The 19,352-nt window shown below is 59.5% G+C and carries 14 protein-coding genes; 9 read left to right on the top strand and 5 right to left on the bottom strand.

The window, feature by feature from the left end; genetic code table 11:
• Nucleotides 1–43: 43 nt before the first annotated feature.
• Entirely contained in the window at nt 44–1,285 is a 1,242-nt protein-coding gene (locus CLV84_RS10225; RefSeq protein ID WP_146088776.1) for a hypothetical protein, read from the top strand.
• 4 nt (nt 1,286–1,289) lie between these two features.
• Here the strand turns inward: CLV84_RS10225 and CLV84_RS10220 are convergent, their stop codons facing one another.
• The 3 genes from CLV84_RS10220 to CLV84_RS10210 form a co-directional block, all read right to left on the bottom strand.
• Nucleotides 1,290–1,736: a hypothetical protein gene (locus CLV84_RS10220; protein ID WP_146088775.1), complete on the bottom strand. Its 447-nt coding sequence runs from the start codon at nt 1,734–1,736 to the stop codon at nt 1,290–1,292.
• An 89-nt stretch (nt 1,737–1,825) separates the two neighbouring features.
• Nucleotides 1,826–2,434, bottom strand: a complete 609-nt coding sequence (locus CLV84_RS10215) for a lipoprotein signal peptidase (protein WP_104419697.1) — start codon at nt 2,432–2,434, stop codon at nt 1,826–1,828.
• 96 nt (nt 2,435–2,530) lie between these two features.
• Nucleotides 2,531–2,899: a TraR/DksA family transcriptional regulator gene (locus CLV84_RS10210; protein ID WP_104419696.1), complete on the bottom strand. Its 369-nt coding sequence runs from the start codon at nt 2,897–2,899 to the stop codon at nt 2,531–2,533.
• Nucleotides 2,900–3,145: 246 nt separating this feature from the next.
• Between CLV84_RS10210 and CLV84_RS10205 the strand changes: the two genes are divergently transcribed.
• Complete coding sequence (locus CLV84_RS10205) at nt 3,146–3,607, top strand: SRPBCC family protein (RefSeq protein ID WP_104419695.1); 462 nt, start codon at nt 3,146–3,148, stop codon at nt 3,605–3,607.
• Between the two features lie 120 nt (nt 3,608–3,727).
• Here CLV84_RS10205 and CLV84_RS10200 read toward each other — a convergent pair whose 3' ends face one another.
• Both CLV84_RS10200 and CLV84_RS10195 read right to left on the bottom strand, forming a co-directional pair.
• On the bottom strand, nt 3,728–4,087 hold the full coding sequence (locus CLV84_RS10200; protein ID WP_104419694.1) for a hypothetical protein: 360 nt from the start codon (nt 4,085–4,087) through the stop codon (nt 3,728–3,730).
• Nucleotides 4,084–4,785, bottom strand: coding sequence for a spermidine synthase (locus CLV84_RS10195; RefSeq protein WP_104419693.1), 702 nt, complete (start codon nt 4,783–4,785; stop codon nt 4,084–4,086). The genes CLV84_RS10200 and CLV84_RS10195 overlap by 4 nt, the downstream gene beginning before the upstream one ends.
• 234 nt (nt 4,786–5,019) lie before the next feature.
• Here CLV84_RS10195 and odhB point away from each other — a divergent pair, with 234 nt between their 5' ends.
• The 7 genes from odhB (at nt 5,020) to CLV84_RS10160 (ending at nt 19,334) form a co-directional block, all read left to right on the top strand.
• On the top strand, nt 5,020–6,327 hold the full coding sequence (gene odhB, locus CLV84_RS10190) for a 2-oxoglutarate dehydrogenase complex dihydrolipoyllysine-residue succinyltransferase (protein ID WP_104419692.1): 1,308 nt from the start codon (nt 5,020–5,022) through the stop codon (nt 6,325–6,327).
• Nucleotides 6,328–6,709: 382 nt separating this feature from the next.
• Nucleotides 6,710–9,952: a glycosyltransferase family 117 protein gene (locus tag CLV84_RS22080; RefSeq protein ID WP_245911471.1), complete on the top strand. Its 3,243-nt coding sequence runs from the start codon at nt 6,710–6,712 to the stop codon at nt 9,950–9,952.
• A gap of 4 nt (nt 9,953–9,956) precedes the next feature.
• Nucleotides 9,957–12,332: an APC family permease gene (locus CLV84_RS10180; RefSeq protein ID WP_104419691.1), complete on the top strand. Its 2,376-nt coding sequence runs from the start codon at nt 9,957–9,959 to the stop codon at nt 12,330–12,332.
• A 95-nt stretch (nt 12,333–12,427) separates the two neighbouring features.
• Nucleotides 12,428–12,910: a cytidine deaminase gene (locus CLV84_RS10175; protein ID WP_170067657.1), complete on the top strand. Its 483-nt coding sequence runs from the start codon at nt 12,428–12,430 to the stop codon at nt 12,908–12,910.
• A 16-nt stretch (nt 12,911–12,926) separates the two neighbouring features.
• Nucleotides 12,927–15,710, top strand: a complete 2,784-nt coding sequence (locus tag CLV84_RS10170) for a M1 family metallopeptidase (RefSeq protein WP_104419689.1) — start codon at nt 12,927–12,929, stop codon at nt 15,708–15,710.
• 6 nt (nt 15,711–15,716) lie between these two features.
• On the top strand, nt 15,717–16,220 hold the full coding sequence (locus CLV84_RS10165; protein ID WP_104419688.1) for a hypothetical protein: 504 nt from the start codon (nt 15,717–15,719) through the stop codon (nt 16,218–16,220).
• Nucleotides 16,221–16,442: 222 nt separating this feature from the next.
• The gene (locus CLV84_RS10160) at nt 16,443–19,334 is read left to right on the top strand and encodes a S8 family serine peptidase (RefSeq protein ID WP_170067656.1); all 2,892 of its coding nucleotides are present in this window, start codon (nt 16,443–16,445) and stop codon (nt 19,332–19,334) included.
• Nucleotides 19,335–19,352 lie beyond the last annotated feature (18 nt).

The following is a 19,352-nucleotide window of genomic DNA, read 5'->3' as shown; positions in this document are numbered from 1 at the left end:
GCGTTCGCTTATTGTATATTTTTGCGATTTAACCACCCTGCCAATGCGATCTGTTCCCATTTACGCCATTTTGGCGTACGCTCTTCTATTTACCTCGATGAGCTATGGGCAGAAAAGACTGAACCTGTTTACCGAATGCGATTGCAACAGGACCCTGCTCAAGCAGGAATTGAATTACGTCAACCACACCATCGACCCCGTCAATGCCCAGGTCAATCTGTTCATTGTGACCAACTACCTTTCCAACGGTGGACGGGTGTACGATCTACAGTTTAAAGGACAACAGGAACTGGCGGGAAACAGCCTAAACTTCAAGGTGTCGACCACCGCCGTCATGACCGGCCTGGAACGGGATGAATACCTTAACAAGCGCATTGAACTTGGTTTGGCCGGTTTTCTGGCGGGTACCGATTACGCCGATCTCGTCGATCTGATGGCGGAAGTACCGGAAGTTTCCGAGGAAGAAGTCGACGATAATTCGGAAGCCCCACAGGACAATTGGAACAACTGGATCTTCGAGGCACAGGCCAGCTTCAGTGCGAATACGGAAAGCCAGCGGAGCAAAAGCCAGTTTCAGCTTGGTTTTGACGCCGACCGTACCACCCCCGATTGGCGCCTTCGGTTTAGTCCGAATTTCTTTTACCGCATTGAGCGGGTGACCCAAACCGATGGAACGGAGGTCACTTCCATCCGCCGGGACCAGTGGTTCGACGGCCGCGTGGTGAAAAGCATCAGCAACCACTGGTCGATCGGCTTTTTCCCCGGCATCAATTCCTCCACCTACAGCAACATCGACCTCGGCATCAGCATCATGCCCGCTATCGAGTACAACATTTTTGACTACAACGAAGTGCCCTTCAAGGAATTTACCATCGCCTATCGCCTGGGCTGGATCTACAACCAGTATACCCAACAGACGGTCTTCCTGAAGACCGAGGAAAGCCTGGCCCGCCAAAGCCTGGACATGAACCTGAGCATCCGCCAGCGTTGGGGATCGGTTTTTGCGGGGGTATCGGCCGGAAACTTTCTCAACGACTTATCTAAAAACCGGCTCGCCATCGACGCCCGCGCCAACGTCCGGCTCATCAAGGGGCTTTCGATCAGTGTAAGCGGCAGCTACGACATCATCAACGACCAGATCAGCCTGCCCGCCGGGGAGATCAGTGACACCGACCTGCTACTCGGCCAGGTGCAGCTGGCGACCAACTACAGCGCGAATGTCAGCTTTGGATTCAGCTATACCTTCGGATCCCTGTATAACAACGTCATCAATACCCGATTGTAGCGCCTTAGCCGGCAAAGTGCACCACGCCGGCGAATTCGCTACGGAAATCGTCGAAAGACTTCCGGGAAGCCACGAAACGCAGGTTCTTCCCGAAGGTACCCTTCGCCTTCAGTTCCACCGTACAAAGTTTCAGGAAAAGGAACCGGCTTTCCCGGACCACGGCCACGTCGTCGAGCAGATTGTAGCGGGCGGTTTTGAAGTAATTGCTTACGTATAGGTACGCTCCGTCGGTTTCTACCCGCTTAAGGGGCCACAGCGCTAATAGAAAAGTGCCCACTCCCGCCACCAGTACCAGCAGCATAGCGTACCGCAGGGATTGCAGCGGAACGCCACCAAAGTAGTGCTCCGGCGCCAGCCACGTAACGGCGGTTAGGCCGACGAGCACCGTAGTCCAGAAGACGGGAATGAATAACTTCAGGAAAAGCGTGGCATTGGAGGACAGGCGGAGCAAGCGGGTCGGCTTTAGTGGACGGTTGGCGGCAATTACGCACCGCAAAGAAAGAGAATCCAAACCACCCCCATAAAGTTGAGCCAGCCGGCTTACGGTTTGCGCAGATAGTAGTAGGTCAACAACAGCATTACCCCCAGCGAAATGGAAACGTCGGCCAGGTTAAAGATGGGCCGAAAGAACAGGAATGGCGCGCCGCCGAGCCAGGGTACCCAGTCGGGGTAAACGCCGTAGAACAATGGGAAATAAAACATGTCCACTACCCGACCGTAAAACAGGCTTTCGTATCCCCCGCCCGCGGGCAGCAGGGTGGCTACGCCGCCGTGGGGACCGGAATCCGAAAAGAGTACTCCGTAGAATACACTGTCGACGATATTGCCGATCGCCCCCGCTTCGATACAGGCGAACGCCGCCAGCAGCCAGCGGGAGGCCCGTTCGCGGAGGAGCCGGTAGAGGTAGTAGCCTAGCAGTGTCACGGCTACGATACGAAATCCGGTAAGGAGCAACTTGCCGATCCGCCCGCCCAGGCTGAGCCCGAAGGCCATTCCGTTATTTTCCACGAAGTGAATGAGGGCACGGTCCATACCCAGGAGTTCAAATTGCTCGCCGTAGTACAGGTGCGTCTTGACCCAGATCTTGAGCGCCTGGTCGAGCACCAATACCGTAAGGAGAATACCGATCACGAGTGCCTTACGGGACATAACGAAAGAAGGGAAAGGGACTGGCCAAAAAAAAGACAACCTCTCCGTGGGAACGGACAGGTTGCCAATTTACGTAATCGACTTTGTATCTATAGACTAACGGTTCTGTTTGGCATGAATGCTTAGCGTGGTATGCGGCACGATGCGCAGGCGCTCCGGGCTGATGAGCTCGCCGGTAACGCGGCAGATTCCGTAGACTTTATTCTGAATGCGCAGCAGCGCGTTCTCCAGGTGCTGGATCAACTGTTGCTGGCGGTTAGCCAAGCGATGGGTTTCCTCGTTGGTCATGGTACCGGTGCCGTCGTCCAGGCCGCGCACCTTCCCCTCTTCGCTGTTCGTGTGTTCGGCCAGTTGGTCCTGATAGAACTGCAATTGCTTGCGTGCCTCGGCTAGCCTTGCATCGATGATAGCCTTGAACTCCGCTAATTGTTCGTCACTATAGCGGGTCTGTGGTCTTGCTTGCATAGTGTTACTTATTGAAAGGTAAAGCGTACTGCCTACTCCATACAAATGTCAGAATGGGCGCACAAATATACCTAATAACACATAGAGTGCGTATTTCTTTGTTCGAAATTTAATCTTAACAAACATTATACGGCTCCCAACCATCCGCCCTCGTTTTACTTTTGGCTGGCCGAATAGGGTTCGGAACCAAAAGCGAATTTTCGCTATTCGGTGCTTATACCCCTCACTTCCACAACACCCTCCACATTGACCCCACGCCGTCTTGAATTCTCCACCGTCGTTCCCCGTTCCCTCACGGAAACCTGGGATTTCTTCAGCCGCCCGGAAAACCTGGAAAAGCTGACGCCCTCCGACGTCCACTTCGAGCTCCGTTCTCCGGTCCGGGGGGTGGAAATGTACGAGGGCATGATCGTCCAGTACCGCATCCGACCTTTTCCCGGCTTCACTACCGACTGGATCACCGAGATCACGAAAGTGAAGCCCCATCACCATTTCATCGACGACCAGCGGGTAGGCCCCTTCGCGCTTTGGCACCACCAGCACCACTTTCGCATGCGCGACCAAAACACCACCGAAATGCTGGACGTGCTGCACTACCAAGCCCCCCTCGGCATCCTGGGCACCATCGCCGACAAAGTATTCGTGCACCGTCAGGTCCTCGGCATCTTCGAAGCGCGGGAAAAGGCCATTAAGGAACTATTCGGCTAAAGCCCCCCTGCCCCACTACCCGGATGGCGAAGCCAGCCAACTAAAAGACTACCCCGGATGGCGAAGCCAGCCGACTAAAAGACTCCCCCTAAAAGACTAAAGAGCTGGCGAAGCCAGCGACTACTCCACATACTCCTGCCGCTTAATGATCAACACCCAATCCCCCTCTTCCACCTTATAGCCGTAGTCGTAGCAAAAGTGGTACAGGTTGCCGGTGTTGCTGGCGTATTCGTTGGTGAAGTAGCGAAATTTAAACCCCCGATCGATGAGGCGGTCGCGGCGTACGCTGGCCTTCCCATCCGGATTGAGTTCGGCGAGGATGTTGCGGTTGTGGCGGAGAATATTGTTGATTGTGCGTTGGAACACTTGCTCCTCGGCGCGGGCACGGTTGTGGAAGGTCGACCTACACATCGCGGAGCAAAACCGCTTATCGGAGCGACCGGTGTATTCTTCTTTGCATTCGGGGCAGATCCGCTTCATGCTGGCAAATTAAGGAATCGCCGGTCGTTCACCAGCAGGTAGTTGCCGCCGGTGTCGTAAAGATGGGGGGCGGTGAACGCGGGAGCAAAGGTTTCCTCGAAATAGCTGCGTGCGGCATTCCGGTCGGGGATACTCGACGCCAGCCGGTTGTAGACAAGGGCGCCGCCCGGGTGTAACCGGGAGCGGAGCAGCTCGACGAAGTCAAAACCGTCCAGATGCTCGGGAACGAGTGCATCCTGAAAGACGTCCACACAGATGAGGTCATAGCGCCGGTCGTCCAACTGCAAAAAGGCGAAGGCATCGGCCTGCACGACCTCCAGCGGGCTAGCCAGTTCCGGCAGACTATAGTGGCTGGCCAGTTCAATAATCACCGGATCGATTTCCACGGCCACGTAGGTATACTCCACGCCCACGTACTTTTCCAGTAGCTCGGGGATGCTTCCCAGGCCTAAGCCGAGCACCAGTACCGAAGCGTGCTCCGGTAATTGCTCGTAATCGAACACCTCAAATAACTTGCGAAAGTTGAGGTAGTAGTCACCGAAGCTGTAGATCGCTTCCTCGGCAACGAGTTGCAGCCGACCGTGCACCAGGCAGACCTCCAGGTACTCGTTGAACTCGGAAGAAGTGACCTCCAACGATTGTTCCCAAAGGTAACTGAGCCAGTGGCGGTAGCGGGGTATCGATCGGGGAGGTGCCATCGGCTCAAAAGTAAGTTATCTGCGGGCTTGCGGTTAGGCCGGTGGCAAACAATACGCCGGCGGGGTAATAGGAAATCCCCTCCAACCCCGAACGGTACGGAACGGCAAGCATAGCAGGGATGCACTTTCTTATCGCAGTCTTTTTCTACCGCAGAGGGTATTGCGGGGAAACTTTACCTTTGGCGCCCAACCGTAGCTACCCATCCGCGTTAATCCACGAAATCTTTCCCTGTAATGAGCATCGTCGAAATGAAAGTCCCGGTTATCGGGGAATCCGTTACCGAAGTCACCCTCTCCGAATGGCTGAAGGGTGATGGCGAGTACGTGGAGCTCGACGAGCCGATCTGCGAATTCGAATCCGATAAAGCTACCCTGGAGTTTCCCGCCGAAGCCGCCGGAAAACTAATTTACGTAGCGGGGGAAGGCGACGATCTGGAAATCGGTGCCCTAGTAGCGAAAATCGATACCAGCGTAAAGGAAGGCGCCTCCGGTGACGCTCCCAAAGAACCCAAAGCCCCGGCCGCCGAAGGTGCCGCCAAACCCGAAGCTGCCGCCCAACCCGCCAAGGCTGGCGGCGAGCAGACCTACGCGACGGGCACCCCCAGTCCCGCCGCCGGCAAGATTCTGCGTGAGGCCGACGTAGACCCCAAGACCGTGAACGGCACCGGCCGCGACGGACGCATCACAAAGGAAGACGCGCAGCAGGCCGCTAAAAACCCGCCCGCATCCCCTTCCCGGGAAAAGCCCGCTCCTGCCGCGCCGCCGCCCGCCGCCGCTAAAACGACCGGCCCGAGCGGTAAGACCGCCGCCTCTTCGGCCGGAAAAGAAGCCTTCAGCCGGAGTACCCGCACGGAAAAGATGAGCCGGATGCGGCGCACCATCGCCACCCGACTGGTCAGCGCTAAGAACGAAACCGCCATGCTGACCACCTTCAACGAGGTCGACCTCAGCGCGGTGATGGACCTGCGGAAAAAAGTACAGGACAAGTTCGTGGACAAGTACGGCGTCAAGCTCGGCTTCATGTCCATCTTCGCCAAGGCTTGCGCCCAGGTGCTCATGGAGATGCCCGATGTGAACGCCCACATCGCCGACGACGAGAAATCACTCACCTACCACGACTTCGTCGACATCAGTTTCGCCGTATCGACGCCCACTGGCCTGGTCGTGCCCCCGATCCATAATATCGAGTCGCTGCACTTCGCGGAAATCGAGCACAAGCTTAAGGAACTGGCTACGAAAGCCCGGGACAACAAGCTGAGCATCGAGGAAATGTCCGGCGGCACCTTCACCATCACCAACGGCGGCGTCTTCGGCAGCATGTTGAGCACCCCAATCATCAACAAGCCGCAGTCGGCTATCCTCGGCATGCATAACATCATCGAACGGCCCATCGCGGTGAACGGCCAGGTTGTGGTGCGGCCCATGATGTACATCGCCCTGAGCTACGACCACCGCGTGATCGACGGAAGCTCCTCGGTCACCTTCCTGGTGAAGGTAAAGGAGTTGCTGGAAGATCCTACGCTACTGCTGTTGGGGCTGTAATCACCGCCTTTCCGGTTACCCGCCCCAACCCGCTTCCACCGCCACTTCCTACACCACGGGATGTGGCGGTGGCATTTACCAAACGAGCTGCCATGGGCGTGATGCCCCGCCCCGACCGGCTATCCGCGCAGAAGCCGTCAGTCTACCAATGCGGGGCCATCTTGTGCCGGGGCACCGTACACCCTGTTGCGGCAGGTGCGGAAAGCAGCCAAAATCTTGTCCCGCCCACCGCGTTTTCAAATCCCCTCCCCGACGTTTCGGCCACTCTGCATTCCGGGCGGTCGAATAATGTTTAGCTTTGCAGCGTTTCGCCAACGGCTTGGCCCCGGACAAGTACGACAAGTTTCGTACATTTACCCCAAGCCTGACAAGCATTCCGTATATGGGTAAATTACATCGCTTACATAAGCTCACCGGCTGGATCGTTTTCGCCATCACCGCCGTTGTTCTGCTCCTCAGCGTGGAGCGCACCGGTAGCCTTTGGGACGTGGGCGAGTTCATCCTGGGTGCCTATAAACTGGAAGTGGTTCACCCGCCCGGGGCGCCGCTCTTTCTGCTTATCGGCCGGCTGTTCGCATCGGCGGGTAATCTTTTGAGTGACGATCCGGCCCTGATCGCCGCTTTCGTCAACGGGATGTCGGCGATCTGCACCGCCTTCGGGGCCACCTTCCTGGCCTGGTCGACTATCCGGTTGAGCCTGCTTAGCCTGACCGGACGGGATGCCCGGGCCGAAGTGGGCGGCGGACAGGTCATCGCCGTCGCCGGCGGCGGACTCGTCGCCGGACTGGCCGCGGCCTTTACCACCTCCGTCTGGTTTTCCGCGGTGGAGGGCGAGGTCTACGCCATGTCGTTCTTCTTCACCTGTATGACGGTGTGGGCGGCTATCCGCTACTACACCACCCCGCGGGAGCTGGACTACCTGGCTTACCGCTGGCTCATCTTCAGCATCTTCTGTATCGGGCTGTCCAGCGGCGTTCACTTGCTCAGCATCCTGGTACTGCCGTTCATCACCCTGTTGTTTTACCTGCGCGAGCGGGGGCAATTGTTCCTGACGCGGGTGGGCAAGATCGTCGGCTACCTGTTCGCCGCCAGCCTGCTACTCACCTCGATCTCCCTGACCGGCAAGATCCTGGCCATCTGCGCCATTGCCGGGGCCACCTACTTTTTGGGCGGCCGTAAACTGCCGCAGTGGGCGGAGTTCATCGCCGCGGGCATTTCGGGCGTGCTCATGATCGGTATCATCCAGACCCTGGTCATCATCGGCGTACCCACCGTGTGGCAGTGGTTCGAGATCGGCATGGTCAACAGCGGACTGCCGGTGCACATCGGCCTGTTGCCTACGCTGCTGGCCTACGGCGGCGGCCTTTACCTCGCCTTCCGCTACGCCCACAAGCACCAGGACCAGGGCGTGCAGCTCGCGGCCATGGGCATCGCGACCATCCTGATCGCCTACAGCGTAATCGCCGTAGTGGTGATCCGCGCCGAAGCCAAGACACCGGTCAACATGAATAACCCGGACAACGTCACCAGCCTGCTACCCTACCTGAACCGGGAGCAGTACGGGGAACGCAGCTTGCTCTACGGCCCCCAATTCGACGCCGACATGATCGCCACCGACCTGGACGATCGCTACGGCCTCGTGGGCGACGAATACGCGTACACCAATTACAAGATCACCCCCCGCTACGAGCCGGGCAAGCAGATGTTCTTCCCCCGCATGGCCGACGGTAGCCAGGGGCGGCCCGACCTATACAAGCGGTGGATGGGCCTCGACCCGAGCCAGCCCCTTCCCTACGGGCGCCCGAACGCCATCGATAACCTGAAGTTCCTCTTCAACTACCAGATCGGCTGGATGTACTGGCGGTACTTTATGTGGAACTTCTCCGGCCGCCAGAACGGCGAGCAAGGGTACTTCAGCTGGGACGATAGTCGCGGCAACTGGATCACCGGCATCCAGTTCCTCGACGAAATGCGGCTCGGCAACCTGGACGAACTGCCCGAAGACTTCCGGAACGATCCGGCCCGGAATACCTACTTCCTGCTGCCCTTCATTTTCGGCCTGCTGGGCCTGCTGTGGCACAGCAGCAAACGGGGCGAAGAGTTCCTGACCCTGCTGGCCCTGTTCGTCATCACCGGCCTGGGCATCATCATCTACACCAACCAGCCACCCAATGAGCCCCGGGAGCGCGACTACGTACTCGTCGGCTCCTTCTTCACCTTCTGTATGTGGATGGGCATGGCCGTGCCGGCGATCTACGAATTCGTCAAGGCAAGGTTCAGGGCGCGGGGCGCAGGAGCAGCGATCGGTTGCTCGGCCCTGGTGCTCGTGGCCCCGATCCTCATGGTCACCCAGAACTGGGACGATCACGACCGCTCGGAGCACACCGCCGCCCGGGATTACGCCCACAACTTCCTGGAATCGGTGGATGAAAACGCCATCATCTTCACCTACGGCGACAACGACACCTACCCCCTGTGGTACGCCCAGGAGGTGGAGGGTATCCGCACGGACGTACGCGTGGTCAACCTGAGCCTCATCGCCGTGGATTGGTACATCGACCTGCTGCGCTACCAGATGAACGACAGCCCGGTGATCGATTTGCAACTGAGCGAGGATAAACTGCGGGGCCGGCTGCGCAATCAGGTACAGTACTACAATCCCCAGCAACCCGAGGCTCCGTGTACCTCCGGTCCGCAGGTGAGCCTCGACGAGTTCATGGACGAGATCGCCACGGATAAAAACCTGGCTACCCAGGGTGGCCGCATCATAGAAACGACCTACAGCACCTGTAACGTGAGCATCCGGGTGGATCCGGGCCGCCTGGCCCAGGCTCCCTGGCTTACCCCCGCCGGTCAGCCGGTGGTGCAGAACATTCCGTTGCAGGTGCCCGGTGGTGCGATTCAGAAGGACGTGATCGCCATCATGGACATCATCAACTCCAACTTCTACAAGCGGCCGATCTACTTCGCGGTGACCTGCCAGCCTTCGAAGTTCCTGGGGTTGCAGGATTATATGCAACTGGAAGGACTCGCCCTACAGATCACGGCCACCCGTACGGCCACCCCTACCAATAGCATGTACCCACCGAATATCGGCGCGGGATCCGTCGACGTCGACAAGAACTACGACCTGATCATGAACGAGTGGCAGTGGGGCAACTTCGACGTAGTGGAGACCCACGTGAACACGAGCTACGGACCGGCCATTCAGTCGATGCAGCAGATCATGCTACGGACGATGAACGAACTGATCGACCGCGGCGACACCGAACGGGCGCTGGAAATTGGCGACCGGTATTTTCAGGCCTTCCCGAATATGAACTTCCCGTTCTTCTTCGAGGCCTTTACGATGCTGGCCCCCTACTTCCAGACCGGGAACGTGGACCGGGTAAGCGACGTGGTGATCCAACTTGCCGAGAACACCGCCGATCGTTTGGACTACTTCCAAAGCCTGGACCCCCAGATCGTAGCCCAGAGCTACGCCTTTGAGGAGCGTCGCGGACAGTACATCGCCCAACAGCTGCTGACCCAGCTCCAGGGATCCGGCAACGAGCAGCTACGCCAACAAGTGCAGGACATCCTCGCGGATTACTCCTTCCTGGTGGAGCCGCCGAGCCCGGGCTGATCCTATGGAAAAGCAGAAATTCGGTACCGCGCCGGTCTTCTTCACCGCCATTTCTACCATACTAGGGGCCATCATGTTCCTCCGCTTCGGCTTCGCCGTAGGTATGGTTGGACTGGCGGGGACGATTGCCATCATTCTGATCGGCCATGCCGTTACGATTCCTACGGCGATGGCTATAGCCGAGATCGCCACGAACCAGAAGGTGGAGGGTGGCGGGGAATACTACATCATTTCCCGCAGCTTCGGTTTGGTGATCGGCGGCACCATTGGGATTGCCCTGTATTTATCCCAGGCAATCTCGGTGGCCTTCTACATCATGGCCTTTACCGAGGCATTCCGACCGCTTATCGTATGGATGCGGGAAACGTACGTGCTGTTTCCGTGGGTGGATTACCTGCTCGAGTTTCCACAGACCATCGGCATTCCCGCACTGTTGTTGCTTACCCTACTTATTCTGACGAAGGGAGCCGATCTGGGCGTGAAAATTCTTTATCTGGTAGTGGCGACCCTCGGCCTGGCCCTCCTGGCTTTTTTCGTAGGAACGACGGACTACGGGCGGGAGCACTCCGTGGAATTCTTCAACAGCTACACGGCCGACCGGGAAGTAACGGCCGAGGCCCTGAACGATCTGGTCACCCGGGCGGAGGGCGAAGGCCAACCGGACACCGTATACTACCCCGGCGGATCGACGGTAGCCCGCCCGGCTTCCCCGCCCGCGGACCCGGAACCGGCGATGCCGCCGCTGAGCTTCTTTACGGTCTTCGCGATCATCTTTCCCGCCTTTACCGGTATGACGGCCGGGGTCGGGCTATCGGGCGATTTGCGTGATCCCGGTAAATCGATCCCGCGGGGCACGCTGGCGGCTACCCTGGGGGGCATGGTCGTTTACCTGTTTATGGCCTGGAAGCTGGCTGCCTCCGCCCCCCCGGAAGCGCTCGCCGACACGACGAACCTCATCATGGCCGACATCGCCTGGCAGGGCTGGTGGATCGTACCGCTGGGACTGGCGGCGGCTACCATCTCTTCGGCCCTCGGGTCGATCCTGGTGGCGCCGCGGACCCTACAGGCGATCGCCGCGGACAAGCTCTTTCCCGCTACCGGGATCAACGCCTTCCTGGCCCGGGGTCGGGGTGCTAACCATGAGCCTTACAACGCCAGCCTGATCACCGTGGTGCTGGCCGCGTTCTTTATCCTGCTCGGGGCCCTGGACAGCGTCGCGGAGATTATCTCCATGTTCTTTATGGTGACCTACGGCTCGCTCTGCCTGATCAGCTTTCTCAACCACTTCGCCGCCGACCCGAGTTACCGGCCGACTTTCCGATCAAAGTGGTACGTTAGTCTGTTCGGGGCGATTGCCTGTTTCGGGTTGATCTTTATCATGAATTCCACCTACGCCGCCGCGGCGGTGGTACTGATCGGCCTGCTGTACCTCTACATTTCCTACAGTAATCCGGATAAGCGGAGCCTGGCGCTCATCTTTCAGGGGGTGATTTTCCAGATCAGCCGGCGAATACAGATCTTTCTGCAGAAGGCCGAAAAAGAGGAAAAGAAGAGCTGGCGCCCGAGCGTGATCGCGGTGAGCGACGCCACCTTCACCCGTCTGGGGGCCTTTGACCTGTTGCGATGGCTCTCCCAGAAATACGGCTTCGGCACCTACCTGCACTACATTAACGGATACCTGAGCCACGACACCTCGAAGGCGGCCAGCCACACCAAGGAGCGCATCATCCGGATGGCGGAAGCCACGGACAGCCGCATCTACGTGGATACGATCGTTTCGCCATCTTACACCTCCGCTATCGCCCAGATCATCCAGTTTCCCGGTATCGCCGGCACCGAAAACAACCTCCTGCTCCTGGAATACTCCAAACGCGGGGGCGAAGGGCTCGATAACATCATCGACAATTTCAAATTGATCAAGTCGGTCGACTTCAACATCGGCATACTGGGACTTTCGGAACGGGGATTCGGGCTGAAGCGAACCATTCACGTCTGGATCACCCGTGCCCACCTGGAGAGTGCCAACCTGATGATCCTGCTGGCCTACGTGATGACGGGCCATTCCGACTGGAAAGACGCGGAGATCAAGCTCTTTGCCGTATTCGAGGAATCGAAACTGGCCGAGGAACAACAACGGATGTACGACCTGATCGAGACGGGCAAACTACCGATTAGTCGCAACAACATCGAGGTACTCTGCCGCCTGGACGACACCGATGTTCGCGGCGTTATTGCCAGCCGCTCCGGAGAGGCGGATTTGGTGATCATGGGCTTTCGGGACGAGGCGCTCAAGCGAATGAAGAAAGAGCTGTTTGCCGGCTACGATGAAATCGGTAACGTTTTATTCGTTAATGCGGCGGAGGCGGTAGAGATTCGGTAGCCGAAAATGCCCCAGACATCCGATGTGTCAGCACTGTCAAAATGACAGACATCCGATGTGTCAGGTCCCACCCGTACAAGATTTACCTTAACCCGATGAAGTCTAAAACGCTGACCATAGGATTTTCCGAAGTCGACCGCCCCGATCAGTTGGATGCCGCCGACCGAGAACTGCTGGAAGCCGCCACCGCCGCCCTACCCAACAGTTATTCTCCCTACTCGAAATTTAAAGTAGCCGCGGCCGCCCGCCTGGAAGACGGCACCATCGTCGCCGCAGCCAACACGGAAAACGCCGCCTACCCCATGTGCATCTGCGCCGAGCCGAACGCCATGGCCGCGGCCGCCGCGCTCCGACCGGGCATGCCCGTAGTCACCATGGCCATCACCGTCAAGGCCCCGACCCAAACGCTTAATACTCCGGCCAGTCCGTGTGGATCGTGCCGCCAAATACTGAGCGAGCACGAAGGACGTTTCGGACATAGCCTGCGGCTGATCCTGCGGGGAGAGACCGGGCCAATCTACGTATTCGATCGGGCCGGCGACCTGCTCCCCTTCGGCTTCAGCGGCGAATTACTGTAGCCCTTCCTACTCTATTATGCGCCTACTCCTTCTCCTCCTGCTCGCGGCGCCCCTGCTCGGGCAAACCGCCTACTTTCAACAGGACGTGCGCTATACGATCGACGTCCGGCTCGATGACCGGCGGGATGAATTGCACGGCGATATCCGCATCGCGTACACTAACAACGCTCCCGAAGCGCTCGATTCGATTGTCTTCCACCTCTGGCCCCGGGCGTTCAGCGGAGCGCACACCGCCTTTGCCCGCCAGCAACTGCGCAACGGGGAAACGGAATTTCACTTTGCCGATCCCGAAGCACGGGGAACGATGGACAGCCTCTCATTTCTGGTCGACGGCCAGTCCGCCCGCTTTGCCTTTACCCGGGAACCGGACATCGGGGTACTGCACCTCAATGAGCCCTTAGCCACCGGCCGTACCGCCACGATCGCCACCCCCTTCCGGGTAAAGATTCCGGAGAGCTTCAGTCGGCTGGGGCACGTGGGGCAGTCGTACCAGATCACCCAGTGGTACCCGAAACCTGCCGTTTACGACCGTAGGGGATGGCACGGGATGCCGTATCTCGACCAGGGGGAATTTTACAGCGAATTCGGGGACTTTACGGTGCGCATCACCCTGCCCGCCAACTACCGGGTGGCGGCGACCGGTGTGCTGCAGGAAGCCGCGGAACGGGACTGGTTGCTGGAACTGGCCGACACTACCCGCGACGCCCTCGCCAATTACGAACAAGTCATTGCCTACGGCTACGTCCAGGAGGCTTACCCGCCCTCCGCGTCGGAAACCAAAACGTTGACGTATACCGCCAAGCGTGTCCACGACTTTGCCTGGTTCGCGGATAAAAGGTTTCAGGTTCTCCACGATACCCTGCACCCGCGCGCCGGCGCCCAGGATGCCGTTGACGTCTGGTCCTTCTTTACGCGCACGGAATCGGCCTACTGGAAAAGCTCGACGGATTACCTGAAGCGGGCCGTCCGTTTTTACTCCGACCACGTTGGCCCCTACCCCTATCCGCAGGTGACCGGGGTGCAATCGGCCCTCAGCGCAGGCGCCGGCATGGAATACCCGATGATCACGGTAATCGGGCTGAGCGGCAGCGCCTACGCCCTAGACGAGGTGCTGGCCCACGAGATCGGCCACAACTGGTTCTACGGCGTACTCGGCAGCAACGAACGCGACCACCCGTGGATGGACGAGGGGCTTAACAGTTACTACGAGGGGCGCTATACGCAGGAGTTTTATCCGCAGCATGACGGGCGTATCCAGCTCCTGCCCGGACGCGAACTCGCGGTCGACGAGGTCGCCTACCGCTACCTGGCCCGCCTGGGACGCGACGAGGCTCCGGATACCCGGAGCGACAGCCTGGGGGAATACAACTACTGGATGGGGGCGTACAGCAAGCCGAACCTGGTACTCAACGAAGTGGAACAACGGGTAGGCCGCGAACGGCTCGACGAAGCCTTCCGGGCGTACTACGAACAGTGGCGGTTCCGCCACCCGGAGCCGGAAGATTTCTACGCCGCGCTGGAGCCGTTGGGCGAGGCCGGCTACGTACGCGATGCGATGACGACCGTGGACGAAGGGGCGTTTAACCGGCTAAACTGGCGACCGGAAGGGCGAACCGGCTTTACCCTGCCCAAACTATCCCTCCTCACCGACGGGGAACGTACACGTCCGCAGCTCTTCGTGAGCCCCCTGCTAGGTTTTAACGAAAACGATGGCGCGCTGCTGGGGCTGGCGCTGCATAACCGCACCCTGGAACCCCGGAAAGTAGAATTCCTACTCGCTCCGATGTACGGATTCGCCAGTAAGGAAGTGGTTGGCTTCGCCGGGGCCCGGTACCGGATCGTCCGCCCGGCGGACTGGCTCCGGCGCGTGGAGATCAGTGGCGGGGTACAGCGATTCAACGATTTCGACCCTCCGGCGGTGGATGGGATCTACGATTACGATCGCTGGGCGCTCCGCACTGACTTTTACTTCGACCACCCGGTGATTACCGAGCGCAGTAGTCGGTTGTACTCCCAGCTGGTGCACATCGACCAGCGGCGCCCCGCCTTCAGCGGTGCCGGTGACCTGCTGGAGGATGCCCGGTCGGTGCGCTACAACCTGCTGCGGGTGGGGTATCGATCCGCTGTAGAACGGGAGATCAACCCCGCGCGCTACGGGTTGCAGCTGGAATACCGACGGGGCGATCCGGATGCCTTTATCTCCGCCGATTACTTCCGGCTGGACGGGGAGTACGCTACCGGCTACCAGTACCGCCCCGGAAAATTCCTTAGCGGGCGCTTATTCGCCGGTTACTTTCTGGCCCATGACCTGCGGGAACGGACCACCGACCCTACGGTTAGTTTTTCCTTGGTGGACAATGCCGCCAGCGACTACGGCTACGACGACCTCTACCTGGGGCGGAGTCAGAGCGGCTGGTACCAGCAACAGCTGGAACGGCGGCAGGGCGGATTCCGGGCGCCGATCGCGGCGGCTTTCCCTTACGGCCGGAGTAACGATTACCTGGCCGTGCTCAACCTGGACGGTGACCTACCCCTGCCCGTACCCATCGGAATATACTTCGACGCCGGCACCTACGGCTTCCGGTCCACGGTGAACAGCGATCCAACCAACCAAGTGAAGTGGGTCGGCGGGCTCTCGCTAAACCTACTCGGTGATCGCTTTCACCTGTACTTGCCACTGGTTGCCGATGCGGAGACCCACAACCTGCTGGAGCAGCGTGGGAACTTGCTGGATCGCCTCGCTTTCCGCCTGAATCTCACCGGCCTCCTACCCTGGCGCTGGATCGATGAACTACCTTAGCCGGTCATGACCCTGAACGATCTGCTCCGCTACGCCGCCGACCACCCCGACGCGGTAATTTTCTACTTCACACTGATCCCGTTTGCCGCCTTGCTCGCCGGCTTCATGGAACGGGAGGAAAGCCACTTGCCCCCGTGGAACTACCTGTACAGCGCGCTGCTGTACCTGGTCGCCGTACCGGCTATCCTGGCCACGGGACTGATGGCCTACAAGTGGTTATTCGAACGCGGAAGCATCCTGGACGCCGATCTCGTGCTACAGGGCGTGCCCATCGCTAGCTTCTTTGGTACGGCCTACATCATTCGCCGGCAGGTGTACATGCCGGGACTACCGGGCTTCGGAAGACTCGGGGGGCTGGTGGTCATGATCTTTGCCACGTTGGTCATACTGTGGATCATCGACCGGACCCGTATCGTGGTTTTCAGCGGATTTAAGATTCAGTACCTTCTGGTAGTTTTTCTCCTGCTGCTCATTTTGGTGCGTTTCGGCTGGCGCAAAGTGTTTGCGTAGCAATCGTGGAAATGGTACCGTCAGCCGGCGGGCCTATTCGATTACGGTAATAAGCATCCGTCTGGCACGCAGCCGACAAACCAACGCGGACCCGCCTCCGTACGTCCTATGTTATAGTCGGCGTAGGGAAAACGGCGGTAAGTAATGGCCCGAATCCCTATTTTGGCTTTCGCTCGGCATTGATACCGGTACATGCGCCCACCCCTTTGCATACTGTTGTGTTTGATTTGGTCAGCGACCCTGAGTGCGCAAATGCTGGATTACGCCCAGGGGGAACTGATCGTACAGTTCCAACCCGGAGTGGACGGGAAAGCGTGGGTCGTCGGCCACTCCGAACTAACCGGGTGGAAGCGTTTGGAAGTGGGGAGTAGCACCTGGTTACTGAGCTTCAACTGGGCGCGGCATTCGGAAACGGAATTGCGGCGTCAATACGCGGCCGACCCACGGGTGGCTCACGTCCAACTCAATCACCGCCTGACCTCCCGGCGGCGCCCGAACGATCCCCGGTATGGCCAACAGTGGCAGTTCTGGAATACGGGCCAGATCGGTGGCCAGCCCGGAGCGGATTACCACATCGAATCCGCCTGGGACATCACCACGGGGGGCGTGACGGCTTCCGGCGACACCATCGTGATCGCTTCCATCGATAACGGTATCGACCTGGAGCACAATGATCTACGCGGTAATGTGTGGATCAACCACGATGAAATTCCGGACAACCACCGCGACGACGACCGAAACGGATACGTAGACGACCGCTACGGCTGGAACACCGCCCTCGACAACAACGATGTAATGGCCGGGAAAGGAGACCACGGCACCCCGGTGATGGGACAAATGGCCGCCATCGGCAACAACGGCCTCGGCGTCACCGGCATCAACTGGCGGATCAAGGTGATGCACATCACTAATGATTTCGATCCGCTAGAATCCGAGGTGCTACAGGCCTACGGCTACGCCCTGGAGGCCAGGCGACGCTACGACGCTACCGGGGGCCGCGAGGGCGCCTACGTGGTTGCCACGAACGCCAGCTGGGGGCGTAACCGCGCATTCCCCTCCCAAAGTCCGATCTGGTGCGCCCTGTACGATACCCTGGGGGCGTACGGGATCCTCAGCGTGGCGGCCGTCCCGAACAGTGACGTCAACGTGGATGAAGTCGGTGACCTACCCAGTTTGTGCGATTCCGAATTCCTGATCACGGTGACCAACCTCGACACCCGCGACGGAAAGGTCAAGGACGCCGCCGGCGGGCTTCTTTCCGTTGACTTGGCGGCATTTGGCGAAGGCGTGGTCACCACCCTCCCCAATAACCAGTACGGGGCGGTCTACGGCACTTCCTACGCCACTCCCGCGGTGACGGGAACCATCGGCCTCCTGTACGCCAGCCCGTGCGTCACCTTCGGCGAACTGACCGGGAGCGACCCGCCCGAGGCCGCCCGGCGCATCCGGGATGCCGTTTTCGCTTCCACGCGGCCGCTGCCCACCCTGACCGACGTAACCCGTACCGGGGGCGCGCTCGACGTCGGGGCGGCGGTGCAGCTGGTGCAAGAAGCGTGCACGGACTGCTTACCGCCCACCTCGTTTACGGCCAGTCCGCCGGGCGATGCGTCCACCGACCTGATCTTTACCTGGAAGCGCATCGCTTCCATCGGGCAGGTCGATTTACGCTACCGCAGGGTGAATTCCGTGGCGTGGGACACCCTCTCCGACGTAGAGTCTCCGTTCCGGCTACCAGGCTTGCTAGCCTGCCAGAATTACCAGTTTCAATTGCTCGCGTTCTGTGGCGATGCCCCTTCCCGGACCGACATCATTACGATCGAATCGCCGGGTTGTTGCCGCCTGCCCGATGGCTTCACCGTCCTGCCCCAGCCGGGCGGCCAGATACGCGCGAGCTGGGAGCCGTTACTCAGTGCCGTCAGCTATACGCTCCGCTACCGAACGGGCGACGATCCCTGGCAGGAGGTCAGCACAACGGAACAAAACGTCGAAATCAGCGGCCTGCGCAACTGCCGCAATTACCAATTCGAACTGCGCACGAATTGCTTGGATAGAAGCACGGACTTCCAGGGCCGGCGGCAGGTTAAGACCCTCGGCTGCGGCGTTTGCCTGGACAGCGACTACTGCCCCGTAACCGGTTTCGGCAACGAGCAGGAATGGATCAGCCGCGTCAGTATCCCGCCCATCCTGGACAACGAATCGGGGAGGGAAAACGGCGCGTACTTCAACTTCGGAGACCTCACCACGGGGAGCATGGTCGCCGGCGGCGTGTACCCGATCGAACTGAAGCCAGACTACCGCGGCAGTGGTTTTACCCAGGATTTTCACGTGTACATCGACTGGAACCAGGACGCTCAATTCGCCCCCGACGAACTGGTCATGCAACAGACCGCTTCCCGGGGCGGCGTAGCCAGGGGAAAGATCACCGTGCCGGTCACGGCCTCCTACGGCCTGACCCGGATGCGCATCATCATGCAGTTTACCACCGTGCGGGTGAATGGGTGCCCCGGTGGCAACAACCAACAATACAGTGGCGAAGTAGAGGATTACTGCCTCGACATCACCCCCGCCCGGGGCTGCCCGCCCCCCGACGCCGTGACGGCGACCTTCGACGTCGGTGCCAATGCCACCGACCTGAGCTGGTGGGCGTCGGCGGCACCCGGCGATACCTACCTGGTCAAGTACCGCGAGCGGACCGAAGAAACGTTTACGGAGCATAAAGTTGAGGGTCTCGGGCTGCGGGTCGATGAACTCAACCTTTGTACCTCCTACGAAGTCCAGGTCGCCAGCGTTTGCGAAGGGTCGGCCGGCACCTTCCGGTCGGTCTTCCTGGGTGACGACTGTACGTCGTCCCGCGAAGTCCGCATCCCCGTGTCGGCCTGGTCGGCGGTCCCCAACCCGGCTTCCGACCGGGTGACGGTTTCCTGGACGGACGACATACCGGTGGACGCGCTGGAAATCTACACGGCCGACGGACGGCGGGCGGTTAGACGGGAACGGGAAGGCCCCCTCCGGGAGCTTACCATCCCGGTGGATCATTTGCCGCCCGGCCTTTATCTCTTGGTCTTGATAGATACCAGTGGAAACCGTGGCGGCCGGCGTTTGGTAGTACGTTAACCAACGGTCGTTGCCGCG

It is taken from the genome of Neolewinella xylanilytica (assembly GCF_002934605.1).
GTDB classification, from domain to species: domain Bacteria; phylum Bacteroidota; class Bacteroidia; order Chitinophagales; family Saprospiraceae; genus Neolewinella; species Neolewinella xylanilytica.
This window is presented reverse-complemented; position numbering and strand designations above follow the sequence as displayed.